Here is a 24,074-nt window from a genome sequence, read left to right on the forward strand (position 1 = left end):
GCCCATGAGACTATCGGCCGACTGGCGGAAGGGGGAGCCGTGGTGGACGCCGAACGATCGGCCCTGACCACGCTGTGCAGGGAGTTCGACGCGCTGATCGGCGAGACCAGGCTCCACACCGCGGCACGTCAGGAACTGCTGGAACGGATCGTGGCCGAGGCGCGGGCCCGGCGCCCGGTGCTCACCCTGCTGGGCCAGTTACTGAACACCGACCGTGAGACCACCCTGCGCACCCTCGCCACGGGGCTGCCCGGAGCCGGGCCGGGCACCGCCCGTCAGGAGAACTTCCGCTGCCCGGACGGCGCCTGCGACCGGACCGCGGTGCCGCCCCCGGCGGGTGCCGTCCCGCGCTGCGCGGTCCTGGGCCGGCTCATGGAGCGGGGGTAGCGCAAGTGGGCGGTTTCCTCGAGCAGTTGGCCAAGACACTGGCCGACCGGTGGATCAGCCTACTCGTGCTGCCCGGTGTGTTCTTTCTGGGCGCGGTGTGGCTGTCCGTCCAACTCGGCCATGCCGACGCGTGGGACGCCGCGCTGCTGACCCGGCGGGCCGAGGACACCATGGCTGAGGTCGCCGACCTGTCGAGCGGGGCGCAGGCACTCCTCGTCGTGGCCGTACTGGCGGCCGCCTCAGGTGTGGGCTTCGTCGTGCAGACGCTGGCCGCGGTCACCCGACGCGTCTGGCTGGGACCGTGGCCCCGGCTCTTCGCCCCCGTCGCGTCGGCGCGTACGGCCCGCCGGCGGGCGCGGTGGTACCGGCTCGTCCAGGAACGCCGCGCGCTGGAAGCCGTGAGCCCGGCCATCCGCACCCGCGAGCGGCAGGACCGGATCGACGCCGTGGCCGGGCGCATCACCCGGCTGGCCATGGCCGAGCCGGGCAGGCCGACCTGGATGGGCGACCGGATTTACGCCGTGGAGTCCATCGCGTACCACCGATACGGACTCGACCTGACCTATGGCTGGTCCCGACTCTGGCTGGTGCTCCCGGACTCCGCGCGGGCCGATCTCACCGGCGCTCACTCGGCGTTCGCCGCCGCGGTCGCCACCGGGACCTGGGCCGTGCCCTATCTGCTGCTCACCGTGGTGTGGTGGCCTGCCGTGCTGGTCGCCGCGGGCATCGGCCTGACCGGGTGGGCCCGCGCCCGCGCCGCCGTGGCCGATCTCACCACCCTGACCGAGGCCACCCTCGACCTGCACGGCCGTACGCTGGCGGCCGCGCTGGGCATCGGCGAGGAGGGGGCCGGTCCGCTCACGATCAGCGAGGGCGAGCGCATCAGCGACCTCGTACGAAAGGGCCGCTGACCATCCGCACCCAGCCAATGGGCTCCTGTTCCGGCTGCCGAGACATACTCCGGTCCCGGCAGCCGCCCGCCCGATCCTCGTTGCGTGCAGTCGCCCGCCTTCTGCTGCGGCAGTCGGCCGATGCGCGTTGAGGCAGTCGCCCAGCCTGTTTTGCGGCAGCCGCCCCGATCCCCTGTTGCGGGCAGTCACCTGGCCGCTCCAGCAGCCGTCCGCATCTGTTCCGACAGTCGCCCGGCTTTTGTTGCGGCAGCGCCCAGATCCCTGTTGCGGGTCTGCGCCCGGCTTCTGTTGCGGCAGTCGCCCGGCCTTGTCCCGGCAACCGCCCGGATGCCATCCGCCGACACCGCCAGCCTGGTCCGGCAGCGGGCCGCCGCCCCTTGCTCCGGTGGCCCCCAGCCCCGCCCCTCCAGCCCGCCAGTGCGCACAGCGCACCCGGCGCCACCGAGGGCGCCCCCGTCACGCGTCCCGCATCCGCCGCAACAGATCCCGCAGTGACTCCCGCTCCTGCGGGGACAGCCCCGCAAGCGGCTCGCGCGCGAACCGCAACCCCTCGCGCAGCTCCCGGGCCACCTGCAGCCCCGCCTCCGTCGCCGCCGCCACCTTGACCCGACGGTCCGCGGGATCGGGGCGTCGCTCCACCAGTGCGCGGGCCTCCAGGCGGTCGACTATCCCGGTGACGTTCGACGGCTCGCACTTCAGTTTCTGGGCCAGTTTGCGCATGGGCAGCGGCTCCAGGGACAGCAGACTCAACAGCCGCGCCTGCGCTCCGGTGAGGGCGTGCTCCGCGGCCGCGTCCTCGTAGTCCGAGTAGAAGCGGGCCACCACGTCCCCGATGAGCTCCACGACTTCCATCGTCAGCGCGTCGGGCCGGGTCTTGTGAGGAGTGGGCATACGCTCAGGATACCCCTTTACTTGACAACCTGAAATATTCAGGAGCATGGTTGTTTAAGGCACTGAAGTAAATGGAAAGGTCGCAGGCATCATGATCAACCGCGAATGGCACCTCGTCTCCCGCCCCGTCGGCTGGCCCAAGCCCGAGGACTTCGCCCTGGTCGAAGCCGAGGTCCCGACCCCCGGTGAGGGCCAGATCCTGGTCCGCAACAAGTACCTCTCCGTCGATCCGTACATGCGCGGCCGCATGAGCGCCGCGAAGTCGTACGCCGAGCCCTTCGCGCTCGGCAAGGTCATGCAGGGCGGCGCGGTCGGCGAGGTCGTGGAGTCCAACGCCGAGGGCATCGCCGTGGGCGACCACGTCCTGCACTTCTTCGGCTGGCGCGAGTACGCGGTCATGGACGCGAAGCACGCCGTCAAGGTGGACGCCGACGCGGCCCCCCTGTCGACGTACCTCGGTGTCCTCGGCATGACCGGCCTCACCGCCTACGCCGGCCTCCTGCGCACCGCCTCCTTCAAGGAGGGCGACTCGGTCTTCGTCTCCGGTGCCGCGGGTGCCGTCGGCAGCCAGGTCGGCCAGATCGCCAAGCTCAAGGGCGCCTCCCGGGTCATCGGCTCGGCCGGCTCGGACGAGAAGGTCAAGCTGCTCGTCGAGGAGTACGGCTTCGACGCGGCCTTCAACTACAAGAACGGCAAGGTCGGCGACCAGCTCCGCGAGGCCGCCCCGGACGGAGTCGACGTCTACTTCGACAACGTCGGCGGCGACCACCTGGAGGCCGCCATCGGCTCCCTCAACCTGCGCGGCCGGATCGCGATCTGCGGAATGATCTCGGTGTACAACAACACCGAGCCCGCCCCGGGCCCGCGCAACCTCGCCCGTCTGATCCAGACCCGCGGCCGCATCGAGGGCTTCCTGGTCGGCGACCACTACGACCTCCAGCCCCAGTTCGTCTCGGAGGTCGGCCCGTGGGTGGCGTCCGGGCAGCTGAAGTACCGCGAGACGGTCGTCGAGGGCATCGAGAACACCCTGGAGGCGTTCCTCGGGGTCCTGCGCGGCGACAACACCGGCAAGATGATCGTCAAGCTCTGACGCTCACGGTGTTTCCGTAATGCGGTAATTTCTTTCCGAATTCCACCGTCGATCGTGGGCGCGAGTCGCGGTGGACCGAGAAGGAGGACAACCGCATGCCGGAAATCCAGCAGTCCGACGTCCTGTACACCGCCGTCGCCACCGCCGAGAACGGTCGCGACGGCCGGGTCGCCACCGACGACGGCAGGCTCGACGTGGTCGTCGGCCCGCCCAAGGAAATGGGCGGCAGCGGCAACGGCACCAACCCGGAACAGCTCTTCGCCGCCGGGTACAGCGCCTGCTTCCAGGGCGCCCTCGGTGTCGTCGCCCGCCAGGAGAAGGCCGACATCTCCGGCTCGACGGTCACCGCGAAGGTCGGCATAGGCAAGAACGCCGACGGCTTCGGCCTGATCGTCGAGATCTCGGCGACCGTCCCGAACGTCGACCCGCGGACCGCCCGGGCCCTCCTTGAGGAGGCCCACCAGGTCTGCCCGTACTCGAAGGCGACCCGCGGGAACATCTCCGTGACGCTCGCCTGACGGAGCTCGTTGGTCGTACGAGGCAGGGCCCGCACTCCTGGACGTGGGGTGCGGGCCCTGTCCTTCTCACACCGGGAGAGCCGCCCGGTGCACGGCCCTCACGAACCGCTCGTTCTCCGGCGCCGCCCCTCCCGGGAACGCCATCCGGCGGCGGGTGTAGCCGTAGGCGAGACCGCTGCGGGGGTCGGCGAAGGCCTGGGAGCCGCCCGCGCCGCTGTGGCCGAAGGAACCGGCGCCCAGGAACGGGTGCCACATGTCGGCCGTGGCCTGGAAGCCCAGGCCGTAGGACTTGTGGGCGCGGGCCACCAGGTCGTAGCCGACGGACTGGATCTGGCCCACCTCCGCGATCGTGTCCGGCTTCAACAGGGGCGGCCGGTCGGCCACTTCGCTGACCGCCGCCGCGTACATCCCGGCCAGGCCCCGCGCGGCCGCCACCCCACCCGCCGACGCCGGCCCTTTCGCGCGTACGGCACGGGAGTTGGCGTAGTCCACCAGGTCACCCGGGTCCGGCACCTGCTGGTTGAAGGCGATCGCGGCCAGGGTGTGCGGACCCGTCGGCGTCGCGTCCAGCAGGGCCTGCTGCGTGGCCGTCGGCACCATCGGCTGCACCGAGCGGTAACGGGGTTCCAGGGATTCGGGCAGCCCCAGATGGAAGTCCAGCCCGTACGGGGCCCGGATCCGCTCCTCGTACACCTCCTGGAGCGTCCGGCCCGTCGCCCGCCGTACGATCTCGCCGGTGAGCGCGCCGATCACGAGCGCGTGGTAGCCGAAGGCCGTGCCGGGGCGCCAGAACGGCTTCTGGTCCGCGAGCCGTTCCGCCACCACCCGGTCGTCCGACAGCTCCTGCGCGGTGAAACCGGCGTCAAGGCCGACCACCCCGGCCCGGTGCGCCAGCAGATCCCGCAGGGTCAGCTGACCCTTGCCCTCGGTACCGAACTCCGGCCAGTAGTAGGTCACTTTGCGGTCCAGTTCCAGCGTGCCCTCCTGGACGAGGAGCGCCACCACCAGATGCGCGGCCCCCTTGGTCGACGAGAACACGCCGTAGAGGGAGTCCGGTCCGACACCCTCACCGGCCCACAGGTCGACGACCCGCCTGCCGTGCACGTACGCGCTCAACTGCCCCTCGTAGTCGGGCCGTTCGCCCGCCACGAAAGCGGCGAACTCCTCGCGCACCGGCTCGAAGCCGTCCGCGACGGTGCCGTGGATCTCCTGCGTCATCCGCTCTCCTCAACCTCAGCCGCTGCTCGCGTGCGCCATGGTGAACAATGCCCGCCCGACCTGGGCGAACTCCCCCTTCGGGTGATCCCGGAAGAGCGGCTCGGTGCCGAACAGGACGGCTCGCGGGGCACTGACGACCGAGGCCCGCCCGGCCGCGGCGGCGGGACCGCCCGAGCCGTCCGGCAGGGGCCGCCAGTGCCCGGAGACGATCGGATTCCCGGGGGCGTACGACTGCTCGACCCGCACCCCGGGCCCGAGGTCGGTGAACCACACCGGCGCGTAGACGAACCCGTGATCCGGGGCCCCGGCCGTCACCGAGCCCGAATTCACCACGCGCACCACGCCGTTGGCATCTCCGTTGCCCTCCACCGGCTTCGCGGCCAGCAGCCCCGCGTCCGCGCCCAGCCCGGCCCCGACGGCCCCGCGCCCGACGAGCCCGTGCCCGGCGCCCAGGAAGGCGTCCAGGGCCGTACGGGCCCCGCTGGTGAGGGCGTCGCGGTCCAGGCCCGCCGACACGAACAGCACGTCCACCGACGACCAGTCGAAGCCGGCGTTCAGGACGGCCGTCGAGACCGGGGTGACCTCGAAGTTCATCTCACGCAGCGCGAACAGCTCGCCGGGGGTCACGGCGGCGGCCACCCGGGTGCGACGGAGCTCGGTCGTGCCCTTCTGCCTCGTCGCGTCGAAGACCACGTCGTGGGTGCGAGCGGCTTCGACGGCGAGGGCCCGCGCCGAGGCGGGCACGATCGCACTGCCGTCGGCGGCCCGCTGTACGGAAACACCCTGCTGCAGAAGCGAGTTGAGCGCCGCGATCTCCTGCGGGTCGGTCAGCCGCAGCCGCAGGTCGCCGCGCGGGGCGACGTGACCGACGGGCACGGCGGCTCGGACGGGCGTCAGGGGAGCACCGGCCAGGCTCCCGGACGTCACCGGTGCGACCGTCGCGCCCCACAGCCGTCCCAGGCTCCAGCCCGAGATGTCGTACATCACGGAGACCTTGTCGCTGATGTCCCGGCCGTCCGCGAGCAGCACGTTCGCCAGGCCCCGCTTGGGCTGGCGCATGTCGACGACGTACGAGCCCTTCGGGTACGTCCGTCCGCCGAGCCGGACGTCACGGCTCGCGCGCCCGACGCGGACATCGTTGGCGAGGAGGTGGCCGACGAGACGGGCCGCGGCCGTCGAGCCCGACGGAATCACGTACGCGCGCGGGAAGTCGGTGGTGTACACGTCCTCGGGCCCGATGCCCGGCACCCCGGGGACCGTCTCCTTCGACACCGGCACCTGAGCGGCCCCCGCCGCCCCGCGCCGGAAGACCTCGATCTGGTCGGCGATCAGCGAACTCCACTGCTCCCGCACGAAGTCGAGCGTCGCCGTGATGGCCGCCCCCGCGACGGCCGTGTTGATCGCGGACCGGCGCCGCAGCTCCGCCACGGGCAGGCTGTCGTAGAGGGAGTTGTTGACGGCCAGCGGGATCTCGACCGTGTGCGCGGCGACCGCGCCGTGGAAGGCGGCGTACTGCGGGGTGAAGATCGGCGGCCAGTCGTCCCAGCCCTCCTCCTGGTCCCGGAAGGGGATCTGCGCGGGCTCGACACCGTCCTTCGCTGGCGTGTAGCCGAGGCCGTTGACGGCGGCCTCCATGCCGAGCGCGTTGGCGTAGGTGTTCTTCAGGAAGAGGTCGTACTCGTAGTTCTCGCCGTGCGGGGGAGTGGTGGGCTCGATGAGCGTGCCGTTGACGTAACCGTGCAGGTCGAGCATCGCGGCCGGCTGCTTGTCGATCTCGATCTGGCGCATCGCCCGCGTCTCGGGCTGCGAGGCGGTCACGAAGTCCCGGTTCAGGTCGAAGCCGTTGGCGTTCGCCCGGGTTCCGGCGATCCGGCCGTCGGGATTGGCGGTGATGTTGAAGTACAGCCGGGAGTGGGCGAGCAGGTCCTTCGTGCGCGCGTCCCGGGCGGTCGCGAGCCGCTCGATGATCTTCAGGGAGGCGTCCGTGCCCTCCCACTCGTTGCCGTGGATGTTGTTGTTGAAGAAGACCGGTGCCTTGTAACCCGCCTTGATCTCCCGGGACTTGGCGGCGGTCGCGGGCGCGTTCTCGATGAGCTCGCGCATCCGCTCCTGGGCGCGGGTCCGGGCGGGGCTCTCCGGGGCGGTCACGGTGACGAGGTAGAGCCGGTGCCCGCCCGCCGAACGCCCGGCGACCTCGACGCTCACCCGGTCGCCCAGCCGCTGGAGGGCGTTCAGCTTCGGCGCGATCGCGTGGTACGGAGTGAGGCCCAACTTGACCGATTTGTCAGCTGGGTTCGCGGGGTCGGGGGTGAGGACCTGCTCACGGGGATAGCCGCGGGTGGTGTCGGTGAAGCCGGTGGTCGGGGCGGTGAGCGACCGGCGGGCGGCGCTCTCCGGGGCCCGGGCCGGACCCTGGTCCTGTGCGCTCTCGCGGGTGGGGGGCTCGGGGTCCGCGGTCGCGCTGTTCGGGGTGAGCAGCAGTGTGCTCGTGAGGGCGATGAGCAGGACGGGTCTCGCAGGAACGGTTCTCGTGGTGGGCACGCGTACCTCCTGAGGGGCTTCCTGAGATCGATACGGCGAGATGTACCTGTTCGACTCAACCGCAACAAGAGGGAGTTCGTGGCGCGGATGCCCCGGATGGCGCAACTCGCGTGTCCGGACCGGGTGTCCGGACCGGGTGTCCGGACCGGGTGTCCGGACCGGACCCGCGGCCGTGTCCGCGGCCCGAGGGTCACCCGATAGGGTGCGGGACATGCGTGATCTCGGGGCGGGCTTCCACTATCTCCTGAAGGGCCAGCGGTGGGTGGCCCGGCACGGCAAGCAGTACGGCTTCGGACTGGTCCCGGGCCTGATCACCCTGGTGCTGTACGTGGGCGCTCTGGTGGCCCTGGCGACCTGGGGCGAGGACGCGGTGTCCTGGGCGACCCCCTTCTCCGACGACTGGTCGAGTCCGTGGCAGGGCCTGTTCCGGGGCTTCCTCACCGTTGTCCTGTTCGCGTTGGCCCTCCTCCTGGCGGTCGTGACCTTCACGGCGGTCACCCTCCTCATCGGCCAGCCCTTCTACGAGAACCTCTCCGAGAAGGTCGACCGGGACGTCTCCCCGGACGGCACGGCCCCCGAGTCCGGTCTGCCGCTGTGGCGCGAGCTGTGGATCTCGGCGAGGGACAGCCTCCGCATCGTCGTCCGGGCCCTGCTGTGGGCGGTCCTGCTCTTCGCGCTGGGCTTCATCCCGGTCGTGGGCCAGACGGTCGTCCCGGTGCTCGGCTTCTTCGTCACGGGCTTCTTCCTCACGGAGGAACTCACCGCGGTCGCGTTGCAGCGCCGAGGCGTCGACCTCCGGGCCCGCCTCACCCTCCTCCGCTCCCGCAAGACCCTGATCTGGGGCTTCGGCACCCCCCTCGGCCTGTCCTTCCTGGTCCCCTTCGTCGCGGTGTTCCTGATGCCGGGCGCGGTGGCGGGGGCCACGCTGATGGCACGGGAACTGCTGGGGGAGGAGACCCGGGACGAGAACGACTCCGACGACTCCGACGACTCCGACGAGGCGACCGTGTCCGGGGAGCTCGGAACCTGAGCCGACGGCGGCAGCCCGGGACGGGGCCCTACGCCCCTGCCGCCACCGAAATGATCGCCCGCACCTGCGCGATGATGTCCAGCCGGTTGCGCACGAACCCCGGGTCGGTCACCGTCCCCGTCGCCGGATCCGTGTTCCCTGCCCCGAACTCCAGCACAGGTGTGTGCACATGGCCGCCCGGCAGTACGTCGTGCAGTCCCAGCCGGTCCCGCAGCAGCGTGGCCCGGTACGCGATCTCGTTGGAGAGGTAGTCCCCGCCGCCTCCGGCCCGTGCCGTGGACCCCGGGCTCGGTCCGTCCGGGCGGACGACGGGCTCGGTCCCGCCCGCGGGGATCTCGGTCACGCTCGTGTGGTCGTAGACGGGGAAGCGCCCGGTGTCCGCGTCCACGATCGCCTTGTACGGCAGCGTCGTCGTGGTCCATTGCGGCTGTGAGCCCGGATCGGTGACCGGAACCGTGCCCGTCACCCCGCTGTTGTCGTTGTCCGCGAACCCGCCCCGCCAGGCGCCGTTGGTCCGCTCGACATCGAACCGTCCCACCCGTCCCTGACTCACGGTCGTGAAGAGATCCACCCGCTTCAGATACGGCCGCAGCGCCCGCTCCACGGTCTGGTCCGTGAAGTCCTGCCACCGCACCGGGAACACGACGGTCTCCACCCGCGCCGGCCCGTCCGCCGTCTCGATCACCGTCCCGTCGAGCGCGAGCGCGCTCGCCCCGGACGGATTCGAGATCCGTATGTCCCGGTCCAGCGTGAACGGATCGAACCCGGTGACGAGCACCCGCTTCAGCCGCTCGCCCGCCGGATACCGCACGGCCGTCTGCCCCCGCGAGGTCCGCTCCAACTCGTCCAGCAGAGACGCGCGTTGCCCGTCCGACAGCCCGAACGACGGCTCCCAGGTCCGCACCTCACGCGTCATCCCCAACCGGGCCCAGTACAGGGGCCGGTCGTCGTCCCGGCTCAGATCCCCACCGGCCGGCCCCCGCCCCTGCGCCCGGTCCACGGCCCGCTTCCACAGTGCGGACCCCTGCCGTACGACGACCTTCCGCGCCTGCGCGTAGGAACGCGCCGACCCGAGTGCCCGGTTGAAGTGCAGTGGCACGGTGTCGAATCCGGACCGTTCGAGGATCTCCCGGGGCACGGCCTGGTCGAGCCGCCGCTCCTCCACCGTGGGCGCGGGCGCGGTCTCTGCCGCCGCCGGACTCGCGGGGGCCACTGGGCCCGCCAGCAGGGCCAGTCCGAGGATGCCGATCCGAACACGTAGGGATGTCAAGGAAGTTCAGGTCCTTCCGTCGCTGTGGGGCGCGAGTGGTGCCGGACGACGGCAGTATCGCGTGCGGGAAGTGGTCTACGCCATGGGGGGCGAGGTGCCCGGAATCCGCCCCGCCGCCTCCCGCAGCGCCTCCGCGAACGCCTCCACGGCCGGCGTGACAGACCGCCCCCGCGGTGTCGCCGCGTACACCGCCCGCGCCGGAGCGCCCTCGTCGAGCACCGGGAGCAGCACGACGTCCGGCCGCACGGACTCCGCGGCGAGCGCCGGGACCAGCGTCACCCCGAGCCCGGCGGCGACATAGCCCTGCTTGGCGGTCCACTCGCCGACGACATGCGCGATCCGCGGCCGGAAGCCCTGCCGCAGGGCCACGTCGAGAAGCGTCCCCTCGGGCCGCGGGCTCCCGGAGATCCAGTCGGCGTCCGCGAGCCGCCCGAGCCGCACCGGCCCACCGCCCTCGTCCACCAGCGGATGTCCGGCCGGGACGGCCACGTACAGCGACTCGTCGAGCAGATGGCTCAGTTCGTACGCCGACAGGGGCGCCCCGCCGGTCGTGGAGACGACCGCGAGATCCAGCCGTCCCTCGGTGAGCCGGTCCAGCAACGACGGCGTGAGCCCCTCCTCGCGGGAGACCCGCACGCCCGGACGGCGGGTGCGGAAGGCGCCGAGGGCGTGCGGGACCAGGGCCGCGTCCGCCGTCGGGAACGCCCCGAACCGCAGCCGCCCGCCCGCCCCTTCGCGCAGCGCCGCCAGCTCGCGCGCGGCCCCGTGCAGCGCCCCGGTGACGGTCTCCGCGTACGGCACGAGCACCCGCCCCGCCTCCGTCAGCCGCACACCCCTGGGCAGCCGGTCGAACAGCGGCGACCCGCCCAACGCCCCCTCCAGCGCGGCGATCTGCCGGGACACCGCCGACTGCGTCCAGCCCAGCGTGCGCGCGGCCACGGTGAACGACTCGTGCCGGGCGACCTCCAGGAAGACCCGCAGCCACACGGTGGCGAGGTCGGGAGGGAGAGCCTTGTGATGCGGGTTCGGCATGACAGCCATGCTGGACATTCGCTTGTCGCATCGCAAGGGCGGACCTAGCGTCGACCCCATGCAGATCACCCTGGACAACCCCGCCGGCGCGCCCCAGCCCCTGAGCCCCTACTACTCCCAGGTCGCCCGCGTCGAACAGGCCGACGGCAGCGCCCTGTTGTTCGTCTCCGGGCAGATCGCCGAGGGCGCCACGCTCGCCGAACAGTCCCGGGGCGTCTTCGAGACCCTCACCGCGCTGCTGGCGGCGCACGGCGCGAGCCTGGCCGACATCATCAACATCCGCACCTACCTCACGGACATCTCCGAGTTGGAGCAGTACGGCGCCGTACGACGGGAGTTCATCACCGGCACCCCGCCCACCAGCATGACCTTCGAGGTGCCCCGGCTCTTCCGGCCCGAGGCGCGGATCGAGATCGAAGTCGTGGCGGCGGTGCCGGCGGGCGGGTGATACTGCCGCCCATGAAGGCAGCCAACCTGGGCGTTCTCTTCCTGATCGAGCTCGGCGCCCTGGCGGGTGCCGCCTACTGGGGGTTCACCCGGGACGTCGGCGCGCCCTGGCTGCTCGGCCTCGCCGCACCCGCCGTACTCGTCGCCCTGTGGGCGCTGTTCGGCTCGCCGCGCGCGAAGTACAAGGCGAGCGGGGCCGGTCGCGTCGGCTTCGAGCTGCTGTGGTTCGGGGCGGGCGCCGCCGCCCTGTTCGCCGCCGGGGCCCACGTCTGGGCGTTCGCCCTCGCCGTCGTCTGTCTGCTCGGCAAGACACTCGCCGCCGTCTGGAGCCAGTGACCCTCACTCCACCGTCTCGCCCAGCAGTCGCAGGAAGTCCCGGAACGCGCCCGGCATGTCCACCGACTCCGGGTCCAGCAGCCACTGGTACTGGAGTCCGTCCATGACCGCGACCAGCAGCGGCGCGGTGCGTTCCGGGCTCAGCCCGTTGGGGAGGCGGTCGCCGTACTCCGTGCGGAGGGCCACCGCCATCGACGCGCGCACCCGGCTGTAGCGGTCGGTGAAGTACTCCCGTGCCGGATGCCCTTCCGTGACGCTCTCGCCGAGCAGCGCCGAGAAGGTCTGGATGATGCCGGGCCGCATCGCGTTGTACTCGACGAGCGAGGCGAGCAGGTCGACGCGCCAGCTGCCGTTCGGCACCGCGTCCCACCTGTCCCGCTCCTCCAGGACCGCGACCAGCAGCGCGTCCTTCGTCGGGAAGTGGTGCAGCAGCCCCTGCTGGGTCAGGCCGACCCGCTCGGCCACCGCGGCGAGGCTCGCGCCCCGGTAGCCGCGCTCGGCGATGACCTCCAGGGCCGCCCGGATGATCTCGGCCCGGCGTTCCCCGCTTCTGGTCCTGGCGCTCATGGCGTCACCGTACGACATGCCACTCAGCTGAATGTAACGGCGAGATAACTAAACCTACCGCTCGCCAGGTAATCGGGGCACGATGTGAGGACCGCACGGACTTCAACGAGGAGGCACCGCCATGGCGGCACCCGAGGGACCCGAGGGCACCACCCCCGCCGACCAGGCCCGCGAGGCGGCCGTCGAGGCGGCACTCGCCGCGCTCGACCTCGACGCAAAGGCGGCGCTCCTGGCCGGCCAGGACATGTGGACCCTGCCCGCGTTTCCCGGGATCGGCCTGGCCTCCCTCGTCATGTCCGACGGCCCGATCGGCGTCCGGGGCGTGCGCTGGAGCGCCGACGACCCGTCGATCGCCCTGCCCTCCCCGACGGCGCTGGCCGCCACCTGGGACCCCGCCCTCGCCCGCAGGGCCGGCCGGCTGCTCGCCCAGGAGGCCCGCCGCAAGGGCGTCCACGTCCTGCTCGCCCCCACCGTCAACCTCCACCGCTCCCCGCTCGGCGGCCGGCACTTCGAGGCCTACAGCGAGGACCCGTACCTGACGGGACGGATCGGCGCCGGGTACGTCACCGGTGTCCAGGAGGGCGGGGTCGGCACCACCGTCAAGCACTTCGTCGCCAACGACGCCGAGACCGACCGCTTCACGGTGAACAACCTGGTCTCCGAACGCGCCCTGCGCGAGCTCTACTTGGCGCCCTTCGAGCACATCGTCGAGAACGCCCACCCGTGGGGCATCATGACCGCCTACAACACGGTCAACGGCACGACGATGACCGAGCACCACCGCCTCGTCAACGAAGTCCTGCGCGGGGAATGGGGCTTCGACGGCTACAACGTCTCCGACTGGATGGCCGCCCGCTCCACCAAGGGCGCCATCGAGGGCGGCCTCGACGTCGCCATGCCCGGCCCGACGACCGTCTACGGCGAAGCCCTCGCCCGGGCGGTGCGGGACGGCGAGGTCCAGGAGAGCGCGGTCGACACCGCCGTACGCAACGTGCTGCGGCTCGCAGCCCGCGTCGGCATCCTGGACGGCGCCGAACCCGTCGTCACCGAGCTCCCGGACACCGTCGACGGCACCGAGCTGGCCCGCGAGATCGCCCGCCGCGCCTTCGTCCTGGTCCGCAACCAGGGGGCGTTGCCGCTGAAGGCCGGCACGGTCGCCCTCATCGGCGCCGCCGCCCGGGACGCCCGGGTCCTCGGCGGCGGCTCCGCCACCGTCTTCCCGGACCGGGTCGTCTCCCCGCTCGACGGTCTCACCGCCGCCCTCCCCGACGGCACCCTCACCTACGTCGTGGGCGCCGACCCCAACACCGAACTCTCCGTGGCCGACAAGGGGTTCAGCCTCACAGCGGTCTGCCGTGACCCGGCCGGAGAGGTCATCGGCACGGCCTCCGCCCCCAACGGCCTGATCCAGTGGATGGGTTCGGACCTGCCCGGAGGCGTCACCCACGACCGCCTGCACACCGTCGAGCTGACCGGCAACTTCACCCCGCGCGAGAGCGGCGTCCACACCTTCGGCATCAAGGGACTCGGCGCCTTCAAGCTGGTCGTCGACGGCACGACGTACTACGACGACGTCCAGAGCACCGACAGCGACGACCCCTTCATCACCTTCTTCGGCGCCCCCGAGCCCCGCGCCCGGGTCGAACTGACCGCGGGCGAGCCGGTCGACATCTCCCTGACCTACGTCGTCGTCCTCCCCGAGGACATCCCGATGAAGGTCATCGCCTTCACCCTCGCCCACCAGGACCCCCAGCGCGACCCCGACGAACTGATCGCCGAGGCCGTCGAGGCCGCCCGCGCCGCCGACACCGCCGTCGTCGTGGTCGCCACCACCGAGCGCGTCGAGTCCGAGGGCTACGACCGCCGGGACCTGACCCTGCCCGGCCGGCAGGACGAGCTGGTCCGCGCGGTCGCCGCCGCCAACCCGAACACCGTCGTGATCGTCAACTCCGGTTCCCCGGTGGAGCTGCCCTGGCGCGAGGACGTCGCCGCCGTCCTGCTCGGCTGGTTCCCCGGCCAGGAGGGCGGCGCGGCCCTCGCCGACGTCCTGACCGGCGCCCACGAGCCCGGCGGCCGCCTCCCCACCACCTGGGGCACCCTGGCCGACGCCCCGGTCACCCGGGTCACTCCCCAGGGCGGCGAACTCCCTTACGACGAGGGTGTGTTCATCGGATACTCGGCCTGGGAGAAGGAGGGCCGCACCCCGGCCTACCCCTTCGGCCACGGGCTGGGCTACACCGACTGGACCTACGAGTCCGTCGAGGTCCGCGGCATCACCGTCCGGGTCCGGCTGCGCAACTCCGGTGCCCGGTTGGGCCGCGAGGTCGTCCAGGTCTACCTGGCACCCGCCGAACCCGACGCCGAGCGTCCGGCCCGCCGGCTCGCCGGGTTCGCGGGGGCCGAGGCCGGCCCCGGCGAGAGCGTCGAGGTCACCGTGGAGATCCCGCGCCGGGCCTTCGAGATCTGGGACGAGAAGACCTCATCGTGGGCGTATGTGAAGGGTTCGTACGAAATCCAGGTGGGGCGCTCGATCGGGGACCGCAGGGTCACCGCGACGATTAACGTCTCATCGTAGAGGGCAGAGCCCTCACACAAGCAGCCCCGGCCCGGGACCTGACCCCTGGGCCGGGGCTCGTTCGTGCTCAGCGGGTACCGAAGCGCTCAGCGCGTACCGAAGCCGTACACCGTCTGCGACCGGTACACCTCGCCCGGCCGCAGCACCGTGCTCGGGAACTCCGGGCGGTTCGGGGAGTCGGGGAAGTGCTGGGTCTCCAGCGCGACGCCGTCGCCGGGTGCGAAGGGCTCGGGCAGATGGTCGGCGGTGTACAGCTGGAGCCCCGGCTCGGTGGTCGCCACCGTCAGCACCCGCCCGGACGCGGGGTCGTACAACTCGGCGACCTCGACGGCCTGCTCGGTGATCCCCTTGTCGAGCACGAAGTTGTGGTCGTAGCCCGCACCGACCTTGCGCCCCTGACGGAAGTCGAACCGGGTGCCCGCGACCTCCTCGACCCCCGTCGGGATCAGATCCGCGTCGACCGGGGTGAACCGCGAGGCGTCGATCCGCAGTTCGTGCCCGCCCGCGTTCCCGGAACCGGCCAGGTTGAAGTAGCTGTGGTTGGTCAGGTTGACGACGGTCGGCGCGTCGGTGACCGCCTCGTACGAGATCCGCAGCGCACCCGACTCGTCAAGGCTGTACGTCCCCGAGACCTCAAGACGCCCGGGGAAGCCCTCCTCGCCGTGCGGGCTGACCCGGCTCAACCGCACCCCGTGCGCACCGGCCGGCTCCATGTCCCACACCCGCTTGTCGAAGCCGCGCTCACCGCCGTGCAGGGAGTTCGGCGCGTTGTTGGGTGCGAGCGCGTACGTCGCCCCGTCCAGCTCGAAGCGGCCGCCCGCGATCCGGTTCGCGTACCGCCCGACGAGGGCACCGAGATACGGACCGGAGTGCTCCAGATACCCCTCGAGACCGGCGAAGCCCAGCACCACGTCCGCCGTCCGGCCGTCCCGGTCCGGGACCTCGACCGACTGCACGATCCCGCCGTAGGACAGGATCCGCACCCGGACGCCCGCGCGCTCCAGGGTCCAGCGGTGCACCGGTGTCCCATCGGAAAGTGTGGCGAAGAGTTCGTTCATGTGCGGAACTTTAGGACACGGACCTGACCTTGCGGTAAGCGATCTCCGCCAGCCGCGCCTGTCCGTTCACACTCGGATGGAACCAGTCCCAGTGGCTGAGCTGGTCGGTGCCGAACCGGTAGTCGTACACCGCGCCGCCGTCGTACCGGCACCGCTCGTCCTTGGCGCACACCTGCCTCAGCACGGTGTTGTAGGACTCCACCCGCTCCTGCACGGTGTCCCGGCGCTCGGTCGCCGCCGCGTCCAGGGCGTCCGCGTCGGCCAGCATCGACGGGCACACACCCAGCTTCCACACCTGCTTGCCCAGCGGATTGCCACGGCCCTGGGACCACAGCCGCTTGAGGTTCGGCACGCTCGCCACGTACACCTGCGCCTTGGGCGCCTGCTTGCGCAGCACGCCGAGCGCGTCCTCGAAGCCGGCGCGGAAGTCGGACACCGACGTCATCGCCGCCGTGGAGTCCCGGCAGGCGTCGTTGGCGCCCACCATCACGGTGACCAGCGCCGGTGTGCGCGAGGCGGCCTGTGCCATCTGCGTGGGCAGGTCGGCCATCCGCGCCCCGGACACCGCGTAGTTCCAGCTCCGCTCGGCCGCCTTCGCCCGCCCCAGCAACCGGACGGCGAGGGAGTCGACCTGGGTGCTGCCGCCGGTGGCCCAGGACACGTCGGGGCAGTCCTTGAGGATTCCGCAGGCGTCGAAGCCACGGGTGATGGAGTCGCCGACGGCGGCGATCGAGGCCGGGCTGCTGTCCCACGCCGGAGTCGGCTTCGGCGAGGGCTTGGGCTTCTGGGTGGGAGCCGCCGAGTCGCCGCCCACGGCGTCGCAGCCGGCGAGGCCCACAAGAGCCGCCGTCAGGACGGCGACGACGGCCCGCGAGCGGTGGCCCTGCTTCCGCATCCGTGGTGTTCCCCTCGTGAAATGGTGGTCCTCTCATAACAACGCACGAGAGTTCCCGGTGGCCCCGAGGGAACGATCGACACCCGTACTAGCGTCCTGCCGGGTGAATGGCGGGCGTTTCGGGGCATCGGGACCGACGGTACGTCACACTCCTTGCGCCGCCGCACGGTAGCCTCGCCATCAACGTGGCCGGTCGGCATCGCCGCCGTGCCGGCCAGCAAGACCTGTCCCGCTCTGCCCGGAGGTCCCGGTGACGACACGTGGAGTTCTGTACGTGCACTCCGCGCCGCGCGCGCTGTGCCCGCACGTCGAGTGGGCCGTCGCCGGGGTGCTCGGCACGCGCGTCAACCTCGACTGGATCCGGCAGCCGGCCGCGCCGGGCACCTGGCGCTCGGAGTTCTCCTGGAAGGGCGAGGTGGGCACCGCGTCCAAGCTCGCCTCCGCCCTCAGAGGCTGGCACCTGCTGCGCTTCGAGGTCACGGCCGAGCCCTGCCCCACTGCGGAGGGCGAGCGCTACAGCTGCACCCCCGAACTCGGCATCTTCCACGCCGTCACCGGCATCCACGGCGACATCCTGATCCCGGAGGACCGCCTGCGCGCGGCCCTGACCCGCTCCCAGCGCGGGGAGACGGACCTGGAGGCCGAGCTGGCCAAGCTCCTCGGCAAGCCCTGGGACGACGAGTTGGAGCCGTTCCGGTACGCGGGCGAGGGCGCCCCGGTCCGCTGGCTGCACCAGGTGGTGTGAGTCCGCCGCAGACGTGCCGTACACATGAAGGGCCCCCACCGACCGGTGGGGGCCCTTCCGTTGCGTACGGACGGTTCTCAGACCGTGCGGAACGCCAGTACGACGTTGTGCCCGCCGAACCCGAACGAGTCGTTCAGCGCGGCGATACGGCCCTCCACGGGCAGCTTGCGCGCCTCGCCGCGGACGACGTCGGCGTTGGCCTCCGCCTCCGGGTCGAGGTTCTCGACGTTGATGGTCGGCGGAGCCACCCGGTGGTAGAGGGCGAGGACGGTCGCGACCGTCTCCACGCCGCCCGCGCCACCGAGCAGGTGACCGGTCATCGACTTGGTGGCGGACACGGCGAAGTGGTCGGCGTCGTCGCCGAACACCTTGCGCAGCGCCTTGAGCTCGGCGATGTCACCGGCCGGGGTCGACGTGGCGTGCGCGTTGACGTGCACGATCTCCGCCGGGTTCAGGTCGGTGTTGTCGAGCAGGTGCTGCAGGGCGGCCGAGATGCCCCGGCCTTCCGGCTCGGGCTGCACGATGTCGTGGGCGTCGGCGGAGATGCCCTGTCCGACCGCCTCGGCGTACACCCGCGCGCCGCGCTTGGCGGCGTGCTCCGCGGACTCCAGGACGACGACACCGGCGCCCTCGCCGAGGACGAAGCCGTCCCGGGCGATGTCGTAGGGACGCGAGGCGCCCTCGGGGTTCTCGTTGTTCTTGGACATCGCCATCATGTTGCCGAACGCGGCGATGGGCAGCGGGTGGATCGCCGCCTCCGTGCCACCCGCGACGACGACGTCGGCGCGGCCGGTGCGGATCATCTCGATGGCGTAGCCGATGGCCTCGGCGCCCGAGGCGCAGGCGGAGACCGGCGTGTGCACGCCCGCACGGGCGCCCACCAGCAGGCCCACGTTGGCCGAGGGGCCGTTCGGCATCAGCATGGGAACGGTGTGCGGGGAGACGCGGCGGACGCCCTTCTCCTTCAGCACGTCGTACTGGTCGAGGAGAGTCGTCACGCCACCGATGCCGGAGGCGATGACGGCGCCGAGGCGGTCCGGGTCGACCTTCTGGTCCTCACCGGCCTTGCCCTCGAAGCCCGCGTCGGCCCACGCCTCCTTGGCGGCGACCAGCGCGAACTGCGCCGAACGGTCGAGGCGCCGGGCCTGCGGCCGCGGAATGACCTCGGTCGGCTCCACGGCGACGGGTGCCGCGATACGGACCGCCTGGTCAGCGGCCCACTCCTGCTCCAGGGGCTTGACGCCGGACTTGCCGGCGACGAGACCCTCCCAGGTAGAGGCTGCGTCGCCACCCAGCGGTGTGGTTGCGCCGATACCGGTGACGACCACGGTGCGATTGGTCGGGCTCACGGGAAATCTTTCTCCAACGGTACGAGGATTAAGCGGCGCCACCGCCGGGTGGCGGGGCCGGTCAGCGTCCGACCCAAGCAGTGGCTCAGGCCTGGTGCTTGAGGATGTAGTCGGTGGCGTCGCCGACCGTCTTGAGGTTCTTGACGTCGTCGTCCGGGATCTTGACGTCGAAGCGCTCTTCGGCGGCGACGACGACCTCGACCATGGACAGCGAGTCGACGTCCAGGTCGTCGGTGAAGGACTTGTCCAGCTGGACGTCCTCAACCGGGATGCCGGCGATCTCGTTCACGATGTCGGCGAGACCGGCGACGATCTCTTCCTGAGTGGCGGCCATGGGGGCGCTCCTTCGTTTTCTTGATCAGAGGGTTGGCAGTGCTTCCCGTGCCGGACCGGTCGGTCCGGCACGGAGTGCCTAGGGGAGGGTAACGACAGTGGCGGCGTAGACGAGACCCGCCCCGAATCCGATGACGAGCGCGGTGTCGCCGCTCTTCGCCTCACCGGTCGCCAGAAGCCGCTCCATAGCGAGCGGGATCGAGGCGGCCGAGGTGTTGCCGGTGGTGCGCACGTCACGCGCGACCGTGACGTGCTCCGGCAGTTTCAGCGTCTTCACCATCGAGTCGATGATCCGCTCGTTGGCCTGGTGCGGAATGAAGACGTCCAGGTCGCTCGGGCTGATCCCGGCCGCGTCCAGCGCCTGCTGGGCGACCTTCGCCATCTCGAACACGGCCCAGCGGAACACCGCCTGGCCCTCCTGCGTGATCGCGGGGAACTTGCCCGTGGAGTCGTACTCGGTCCACGCCACGGTCTGCTTGATCGTCTCGGACTTGTCGCCCTCGGAGCCCCAGACCGTGGGGCCGATGGCGGGTTCCGCGGACGGGCCGACCACGACCGCGCCGGCACCGTCGCCGAACAGGAAGGCGGTGGCCCGGTCCTCGAGGTCGGTGAGGTCGGACAGCCGCTCCACGCCGATGACAAGTACGTACTCTGCCGAGCCCTCGACGATCATGCCCTTGGCGAGGGTGAGGCCGTAGCCGAAGCCCGCGCAGCCCGCCGAGATGTCGAAGGCGGCGGCCTTGTTCGTGCCCAGCTTGTCGGCGATCTCCGTCGCCACGGCCGGAGTCTGCTTGAAGTGCGAGACCGTCGAGACGATCACGCCGCCGATCTGCTCGGCGGAGATCCCGGAGTCTGCGATCGCCTTGCCGGACGCCTCGATCGACATCGCGGCGACGGTCTCGTCGTCGTTCGCCCAGTGGCGGGTCTGGATGCCGGAGCGCGAGCGGATCCACTCGTCGGACGAGTCGATCGTCTCGAGGATCACCTCGTTCGGCACGACCCGGGTCGGGCGGTAGCCGCCGACACCGAGGATGCGCGCGTACGGGGCGCCCTTGCTGGGCTTGATCTTCGACATGCTCTCGTGCTCCTTCTCAGGCACTGTGCTCGGCGATGAGCTCGCGAGCAGCGTCGAGGTCGTCGGGGGTCTTCAGGGCCAGCGTCTTCACGCCGGGCAGCGCGCGCTTGGCGAGGCCGACCAGCGTGCCGCCGGGGGAGACCTCGATGAACGCGGTGGCGCCGAGCTCCTTGAAGGTCTCCATGCACAGGTCCCAGCGGACCGGGTTGGCGACCTGGCCGACCAGCCGCTCCAGCACCTCGGCGCCGGTGGCGACGGTCTGCCCGTCCTTGTTCGAGACGTACGTGAGCGTCGGGTCGGCCGGCGTCAGGTCGGCGGCCGCCTTGGCCAGCGCGTCGACCGCGGGGGCCATGTGGTGCGTGTGGAAGGCGCCGGCGACCTTCAGCGGGACGACCTTGCGGACGCCCTCGGGCTTGTCGTCGTTCAGGACGGCGAGCTGCTCCAGCGTGCCCGCGGCGACGATCTGCCCGGCGCCGTTGACGTTCGCCGGGGTCAGACCCAGCTTCTCCAGGTGCGCCACGGAGACCTCGGGGTCGCCGCCGAGCAGCGCCGACATGCCGGTCTCGGTGATCGCGGCGGCGTCGGCCATGGCCAGACCCCGCCTGCGTACGAGGGTGAGGGCGGCGGCGTCGTCCAGCACGCCCGCGAAGGCCGCGGCGGTGATCTCACCGACGCTGTGCCCGGCGACGGCGCCCGGGGCGATCGTGGCCGTGTCACCGAGTGCCGAGGCGGACAGGATCCCGGCTGCGACCAGCAGCGGCTGGGCCACCGAGGTGTCGCGGATGGCGTCCGCGTCGGCCTGTGTGCCGTAGTGGGCGAGGTCCAGTCCGATGGCGTCGGACCACGCGGCGACGCGGTCCGCGGCACCGGGGAGTTCGAGCCAGGGGGTCAGGAAGCCGGGCGTCTGGGCGCCCTGGCCGGGAGCGACGAGTACGAGCACTCTCACACTCTCTCTTGAGGGCGGCCCAAGCCGCCCGTGGGGACAGGGACGAAGAACACGAGGGGGTTTTGTGGGCCCCCGACAAAAGCCTAGGGCTGGAGATCTCCGTCGGCCAGACGCCCCAGGATGAGCGCGATGCGCAGGGTGAACGCCGAACGTACATCGGAGGGTGACCAGCCGGTGACGTCAGTCACACGTCGAAGCCGGTAGCGCACGGTGTTGGGATGCACGAAGAGCATCCGGGCCGCACCCTCCAGACTGGACGCCTGTTCGAGGTAGACCGAGAGCGTCTCCAGGAGCGCGGAACCGGCCTCCTCCAGCGGTCTGTAGATCTCCTCCACCAACTGCTCGCGCGCACTGGGATCACCGGCCATCGCGCGTTCCGGAAGCAGGTCGTCCGCCAGCACCGGGCGCGGGGCGTCCTGCCAGGCGGAACACGCCTTGAGACCGGCGGCGGCCGCCTGCGCGGAGCGGGTCGCGGCGAGCAGATCGGGTACCACGGGCCCGGCGACCACGGGTCCGGCCGCATAGGGCCCGATCAGCGACTTGGCCACGGCGAGCGGGTTGTCGCTGCCGCCCGCGATCACCACGAGCCGGGCCCCGAGCACCCCGGTCAGCACCTGGAGCTTGGCGTGCCGGGCGGCCCGCCGGATGGCCTCGACCGTCAGCTCCGAGTCGCCGTCGGGAGCGGTGCCGAGCACGACACACACATGCTCGGGCGCGTTCCACCCCAGAGCCGCCGCCCTGCTCACGGCCCCTTCGTCGGCCTCCCCGCTGAGCACCGCGTTCACCACGAGCGACTCCAGCCGGGCGTCCCAGGCACCGCGTGCCTCGGCGGCCTGGGCGTAGACCTGCGCGGTGGCGAAGGCGATCTCGCGGGCGTACACGAGCAGGGCCTCACGCAGCACGGACTCGTCACCGGGGGCGGCGACCTCGTCGATCGCGCTCTCCATGACCTCGATGGTGGTGCGCACCATCTCCACGGTCTGCCGCAGTGTGATGGCCCGGGTCAGCTCACGGGGAGCGGTCCCGAACACGTCGGTGGAGATGGCCTGCGGGGCGTCCGGACGCCGGAACCACTCCGTGAAGGCCGCGATACCGGCCTGGGCGACCAGCCCGATCCAGGAACGGTTCTCCGGGGGCATCGCCCGGTACCACGGCAGCGTCTCGTCCATGCGCGTGATGGCCTGCTGGGCGAGCGACCCGGACGACTTCTCCAGCCGCCTCAGGGTCGCGGCATGAGCATGGGGGGCGCGTGCGGCGGGGTCGGACTTGCGGTGTTCGGGTTCGGGCACGGGGACAAGACTGCCTTATCCGGACGTCAGTGCGCGCCGCCGGGTACCGCCCGAGACCCCACGGGCGGCCCGCCCTGGCACTACCGTGGTGCCGTGACGGACGTACGGCGCGCCGCGGAGCGCTACCCAGGCGGGGACCCCGGGACCGGAATCGAGTCGTGGCACGCCTTCTCGTTCGGTCCGCACTACGACCCCGACAACCTCCGGTTCGGCGCGCTGATCGCCTGCAACGAGGAGCGGCTGCTGCCCGGGGCCGGGTTCGACGAACATCCGCACAGCCACACCGAGATCGTGACGTGGGTGGTCGAGGGGGAGCTGACGCACCGGGACTCCACCGGGCACGAGACGGTCGTACGGCCCGGTGACGTCCAGCGGCTGAGCGCCGCCGCGGGCGTCCGGCACGTCGAGCGCAACGACGCCGAGACCCCGCTGACCTTCGTGCAGACCTGGCTGGCACCCCTGGAGCCCGGCGGCGAGCCGTCGTACGAGATCGTCCGCGGGATCGCCGACTCGACGCCGTACGCGATCCCCGAGGCGGGCGCGATGCTGCACGTACGGCGGCTCGGTGCGGGGGAGCGGACGGCGGTGCCGGACGGGCGCCACCTGTACGTCCATGTCGTGCGGGGGGAAGTGCGGCTGGACGGCGAGGAGTTGGGAGCCGGTGACGCGGCCCGGGTCACCGAGGCCAAGGAGCTGGACCTGGTGGCGGTGACCCCGGCCGAACTGCTGGTGTGGGAGATGTCCTAGAGCTCGGCCAGGACGGCGTCGGTGAACGCCGGCCACGCCTCGACCGCCCACGGCCCGAACGCGCGGTCCGTCAGCGCCACGCAGGCCGCCCGCGCGTCCGGGTCGGTCCACAGGAAGGTGCCGGACTGGCCGAAGTGCCCGAAGGTGCGAGGGGACGAGGAACTCCCCGTCCAGTGCGGGGACTTGCCGTCGCGGATCTCGAAGCCGAGGCCCCAGTCGTTGGGGTTCTGGTGGCCGTAGCCGGGCAGGACGCCCTTCGTGCCCGGGTACTGGACGGTCATCGCCTCCGCGACCGTGCGCGGGTCCAGCAGCCGGGGCGCCTGCACCTCCGCCGCGAACCGGAGGAGATCCCCGACCGTGGACACGCCGTCCTTCGCGGGCGAGCCCTCCAGGGACGTCGACGTCATGCCCAGCGGCTCCAGGACCGCCTGCCGCAGATACTCCGCGAACGGGATGTCCGTGGCCTTGGCGAGGTGGTCCCCGAGCTGCTCGAACCCGGCGTTCGAATACAGCCGCCGCTCCCCGGGCGGGGCGGTGACCCGGTGCTCGTCGAAGGCCAGCCCCGAGGTGTGCGCGAGCAGGTGCCGCACCGTCGATCCGCTCGGCCCGGCCGGCTCGTCGAGCTCGACCGCCCCCTCCTCGTACGCGACGAGGACGGCGTACGCGGCGAGCGGCTTGGTGACCGAGGCCAGCGGGAAGCGGTGGCCGGTCGGACCGTGGGTGCCGAGGACCGTGCCGTCGGCCCGGACCACCCCCGCCGCAGCGGTGGGAACCGGCCAGTTCTCGATCAACGCGAGGCTCTGCAAGGACATGCCGTCGAGCGT

At 71.7% G+C, this 24,074-nt stretch carries 24 protein-coding genes; 10 read left to right on the forward strand and 14 right to left on the reverse strand.

The window, feature by feature from the left end:
* The first annotated feature begins 42 nt into the window (after nucleotides 1-42).
* Together RKD20_RS30570 and RKD20_RS30575 are read left to right on the forward strand one after the other, a co-directional pair.
* Nucleotides 43-387: a hypothetical protein gene (locus tag RKD20_RS30570; RefSeq protein WP_424880517.1), complete on the forward strand. Its 345-nt coding sequence runs from the start codon at nucleotides 43-45 to the stop codon at nucleotides 385-387.
* Between the two features lie 5 nt (nucleotides 388-392).
* A complete protein-coding gene (locus RKD20_RS30575) occupies nucleotides 393-1,298 on the forward strand; it encodes a hypothetical protein (protein WP_424880518.1) in 906 nt (301 codons plus the stop codon).
* A 456-nt stretch (nucleotides 1,299-1,754) separates the two neighbouring features.
* Here the strand turns inward: RKD20_RS30575 and RKD20_RS30580 are convergent, their stop codons facing one another.
* A complete protein-coding gene (locus RKD20_RS30580; RefSeq protein ID WP_020116137.1) occupies nucleotides 1,755-2,189 on the reverse strand; it encodes a MarR family winged helix-turn-helix transcriptional regulator in 435 nt (144 codons plus the stop codon).
* A gap of 91 nt (nucleotides 2,190-2,280) precedes the next feature.
* On the opposite strand from RKD20_RS30580, the gene RKD20_RS30585 reads away from it, so the two are divergent.
* Together RKD20_RS30585 and RKD20_RS30590 are read left to right on the forward strand one after the other, a co-directional pair.
* Nucleotides 2,281-3,279 (forward strand): NADP-dependent oxidoreductase, encoded by a 999-nt coding sequence (locus RKD20_RS30585; protein WP_424880519.1) that lies wholly within the window; start codon nucleotides 2,281-2,283, stop codon nucleotides 3,277-3,279.
* A 95-nt stretch (nucleotides 3,280-3,374) separates the two neighbouring features.
* Nucleotides 3,375-3,797: an organic hydroperoxide resistance protein gene (locus RKD20_RS30590; protein WP_424880520.1), complete on the forward strand. Its 423-nt coding sequence runs from the start codon at nucleotides 3,375-3,377 to the stop codon at nucleotides 3,795-3,797.
* Between the two features lie 66 nt (nucleotides 3,798-3,863).
* Here RKD20_RS30590 and RKD20_RS30595 read toward each other — a convergent pair whose 3' ends face one another.
* Together RKD20_RS30595 and RKD20_RS30600 are read right to left on the reverse strand one after the other, a co-directional pair.
* Nucleotides 3,864-5,015 carry a serine hydrolase domain-containing protein gene (locus RKD20_RS30595; RefSeq protein WP_424880521.1) on the reverse strand — a complete coding sequence of 384 codons (1,152 nt, stop codon included), beginning with the start codon at nucleotides 5,013-5,015 and terminating at the stop codon, nucleotides 3,864-3,866.
* Between the two features lie 15 nt (nucleotides 5,016-5,030).
* Nucleotides 5,031-7,556 carry a M14 family zinc carboxypeptidase gene (locus RKD20_RS30600; RefSeq protein ID WP_424880522.1) on the reverse strand — a complete coding sequence of 842 codons (2,526 nt, stop codon included), beginning with the start codon at nucleotides 7,554-7,556 and terminating at the stop codon, nucleotides 5,031-5,033.
* 211 nt (nucleotides 7,557-7,767) lie between these two features.
* On the opposite strand from RKD20_RS30600, the gene RKD20_RS30605 reads away from it, so the two are divergent.
* Nucleotides 7,768-8,586 (forward strand): EI24 domain-containing protein, encoded by an 819-nt coding sequence (locus tag RKD20_RS30605; protein WP_424880523.1) that lies wholly within the window; start codon nucleotides 7,768-7,770, stop codon nucleotides 8,584-8,586.
* 28 nt (nucleotides 8,587-8,614) lie between these two features.
* Here RKD20_RS30605 and RKD20_RS30610 read toward each other — a convergent pair whose 3' ends face one another.
* Together RKD20_RS30610 and RKD20_RS30615 are read right to left on the reverse strand one after the other, a co-directional pair.
* Entirely contained in the window at nucleotides 8,615-9,856 is a 1,242-nt protein-coding gene (locus RKD20_RS30610) for a pyroglutamyl peptidase (protein WP_424880524.1), read from the reverse strand.
* Between the two features lie 75 nt (nucleotides 9,857-9,931).
* Nucleotides 9,932-10,888, reverse strand: a complete 957-nt coding sequence (locus RKD20_RS30615) for a LysR family transcriptional regulator (protein ID WP_424880525.1) — start codon at nucleotides 10,886-10,888, stop codon at nucleotides 9,932-9,934.
* A 58-nt stretch (nucleotides 10,889-10,946) separates the two neighbouring features.
* Here RKD20_RS30615 and RKD20_RS30620 point away from each other — a divergent pair, with 58 nt between their 5' ends.
* Both RKD20_RS30620 and RKD20_RS30625 read left to right on the forward strand, forming a co-directional pair.
* A complete protein-coding gene (locus RKD20_RS30620) occupies nucleotides 10,947-11,336 on the forward strand; it encodes a RidA family protein (protein ID WP_424880526.1) in 390 nt (129 codons plus the stop codon).
* Between the two features lie 11 nt (nucleotides 11,337-11,347).
* The gene (locus RKD20_RS30625) at nucleotides 11,348-11,671 is read left to right on the forward strand and encodes a YrdB family protein (RefSeq protein WP_424880527.1); all 324 of its coding nucleotides are present in this window, start codon (nucleotides 11,348-11,350) and stop codon (nucleotides 11,669-11,671) included.
* A gap of 3 nt (nucleotides 11,672-11,674) precedes the next feature.
* Here the strand turns inward: RKD20_RS30625 and RKD20_RS30630 are convergent, their stop codons facing one another.
* The gene (locus RKD20_RS30630) at nucleotides 11,675-12,256 is read right to left on the reverse strand and encodes a TetR/AcrR family transcriptional regulator (RefSeq protein WP_020116125.1); all 582 of its coding nucleotides are present in this window, start codon (nucleotides 12,254-12,256) and stop codon (nucleotides 11,675-11,677) included.
* A gap of 103 nt (nucleotides 12,257-12,359) precedes the next feature.
* Here RKD20_RS30630 and RKD20_RS30635 point away from each other — a divergent pair, with 103 nt between their 5' ends.
* Nucleotides 12,360-14,813, forward strand: coding sequence for a glycoside hydrolase family 3 protein (locus tag RKD20_RS30635; RefSeq protein ID WP_424880528.1), 2,454 nt, complete (start codon nucleotides 12,360-12,362; stop codon nucleotides 14,811-14,813).
* 86 nt (nucleotides 14,814-14,899) lie between these two features.
* On the opposite strand, the gene RKD20_RS30640 is transcribed toward RKD20_RS30635, so the two are convergent.
* The gene (locus tag RKD20_RS30640; protein WP_424880529.1) at nucleotides 14,900-15,871 is read right to left on the reverse strand and encodes an aldose epimerase family protein; all 972 of its coding nucleotides are present in this window, start codon (nucleotides 15,869-15,871) and stop codon (nucleotides 14,900-14,902) included.
* Nucleotides 15,872-15,881: 10 nt separating this feature from the next.
* Nucleotides 15,882-16,766, reverse strand: coding sequence for an SGNH/GDSL hydrolase family protein (locus RKD20_RS30645; protein ID WP_424880530.1), 885 nt, complete (start codon nucleotides 16,764-16,766; stop codon nucleotides 15,882-15,884).
* Between the two features lie 250 nt (nucleotides 16,767-17,016).
* Here RKD20_RS30645 and RKD20_RS30650 point away from each other — a divergent pair, with 250 nt between their 5' ends.
* The gene (locus RKD20_RS30650; protein ID WP_007381747.1) at nucleotides 17,017-17,511 is read left to right on the forward strand and encodes a DUF3145 domain-containing protein; all 495 of its coding nucleotides are present in this window, start codon (nucleotides 17,017-17,019) and stop codon (nucleotides 17,509-17,511) included.
* 77 nt (nucleotides 17,512-17,588) lie between these two features.
* On the opposite strand, the gene fabF is transcribed toward RKD20_RS30650, so the two are convergent.
* From fabF to RKD20_RS30675, 5 genes are all read right to left on the reverse strand, one after another.
* Entirely contained in the window at nucleotides 17,589-18,860 is a 1,272-nt protein-coding gene (gene fabF / locus RKD20_RS30655) for a beta-ketoacyl-ACP synthase II (protein ID WP_020116120.1), read from the reverse strand.
* Between the two features lie 85 nt (nucleotides 18,861-18,945).
* Nucleotides 18,946-19,194, reverse strand: coding sequence for an acyl carrier protein (locus RKD20_RS30660; RefSeq protein WP_007381745.1), 249 nt, complete (start codon nucleotides 19,192-19,194; stop codon nucleotides 18,946-18,948).
* A gap of 78 nt (nucleotides 19,195-19,272) precedes the next feature.
* Nucleotides 19,273-20,268: a ketoacyl-ACP synthase III gene (locus RKD20_RS30665; protein ID WP_424880531.1), complete on the reverse strand. Its 996-nt coding sequence runs from the start codon at nucleotides 20,266-20,268 to the stop codon at nucleotides 19,273-19,275.
* 16 nt (nucleotides 20,269-20,284) lie between these two features.
* Nucleotides 20,285-21,208 (reverse strand): ACP S-malonyltransferase, encoded by a 924-nt coding sequence (locus RKD20_RS30670; protein WP_424883363.1) that lies wholly within the window; start codon nucleotides 21,206-21,208, stop codon nucleotides 20,285-20,287.
* A gap of 89 nt (nucleotides 21,209-21,297) precedes the next feature.
* Complete coding sequence (locus RKD20_RS30675; protein ID WP_020116117.1) at nucleotides 21,298-22,503, reverse strand: PucR family transcriptional regulator; 1,206 nt, start codon at nucleotides 22,501-22,503, stop codon at nucleotides 21,298-21,300.
* Between the two features lie 93 nt (nucleotides 22,504-22,596).
* On the opposite strand from RKD20_RS30675, the gene RKD20_RS30680 reads away from it, so the two are divergent.
* Nucleotides 22,597-23,250, forward strand: coding sequence for a pirin family protein (locus tag RKD20_RS30680; RefSeq protein ID WP_020116116.1), 654 nt, complete (start codon nucleotides 22,597-22,599; stop codon nucleotides 23,248-23,250).
* Here the strand turns inward: RKD20_RS30680 and RKD20_RS30685 are convergent.
* Nucleotides 23,247-24,062, reverse strand: a complete 816-nt coding sequence (locus tag RKD20_RS30685; protein ID WP_424880532.1) for a serine hydrolase domain-containing protein — start codon at nucleotides 24,060-24,062, stop codon at nucleotides 23,247-23,249. The two genes, RKD20_RS30680 and RKD20_RS30685, sit on opposite strands and share 4 nt — an antisense overlap.
* Nucleotides 24,063-24,074 lie beyond the last annotated feature (12 nt).

It is taken from the genome of Streptomyces sp. SLBN-8D4 (genome assembly GCF_049739545.1).
GTDB lineage: Bacteria > Actinomycetota > Actinomycetes > Streptomycetales > Streptomycetaceae > Streptomyces > Streptomyces canus_C.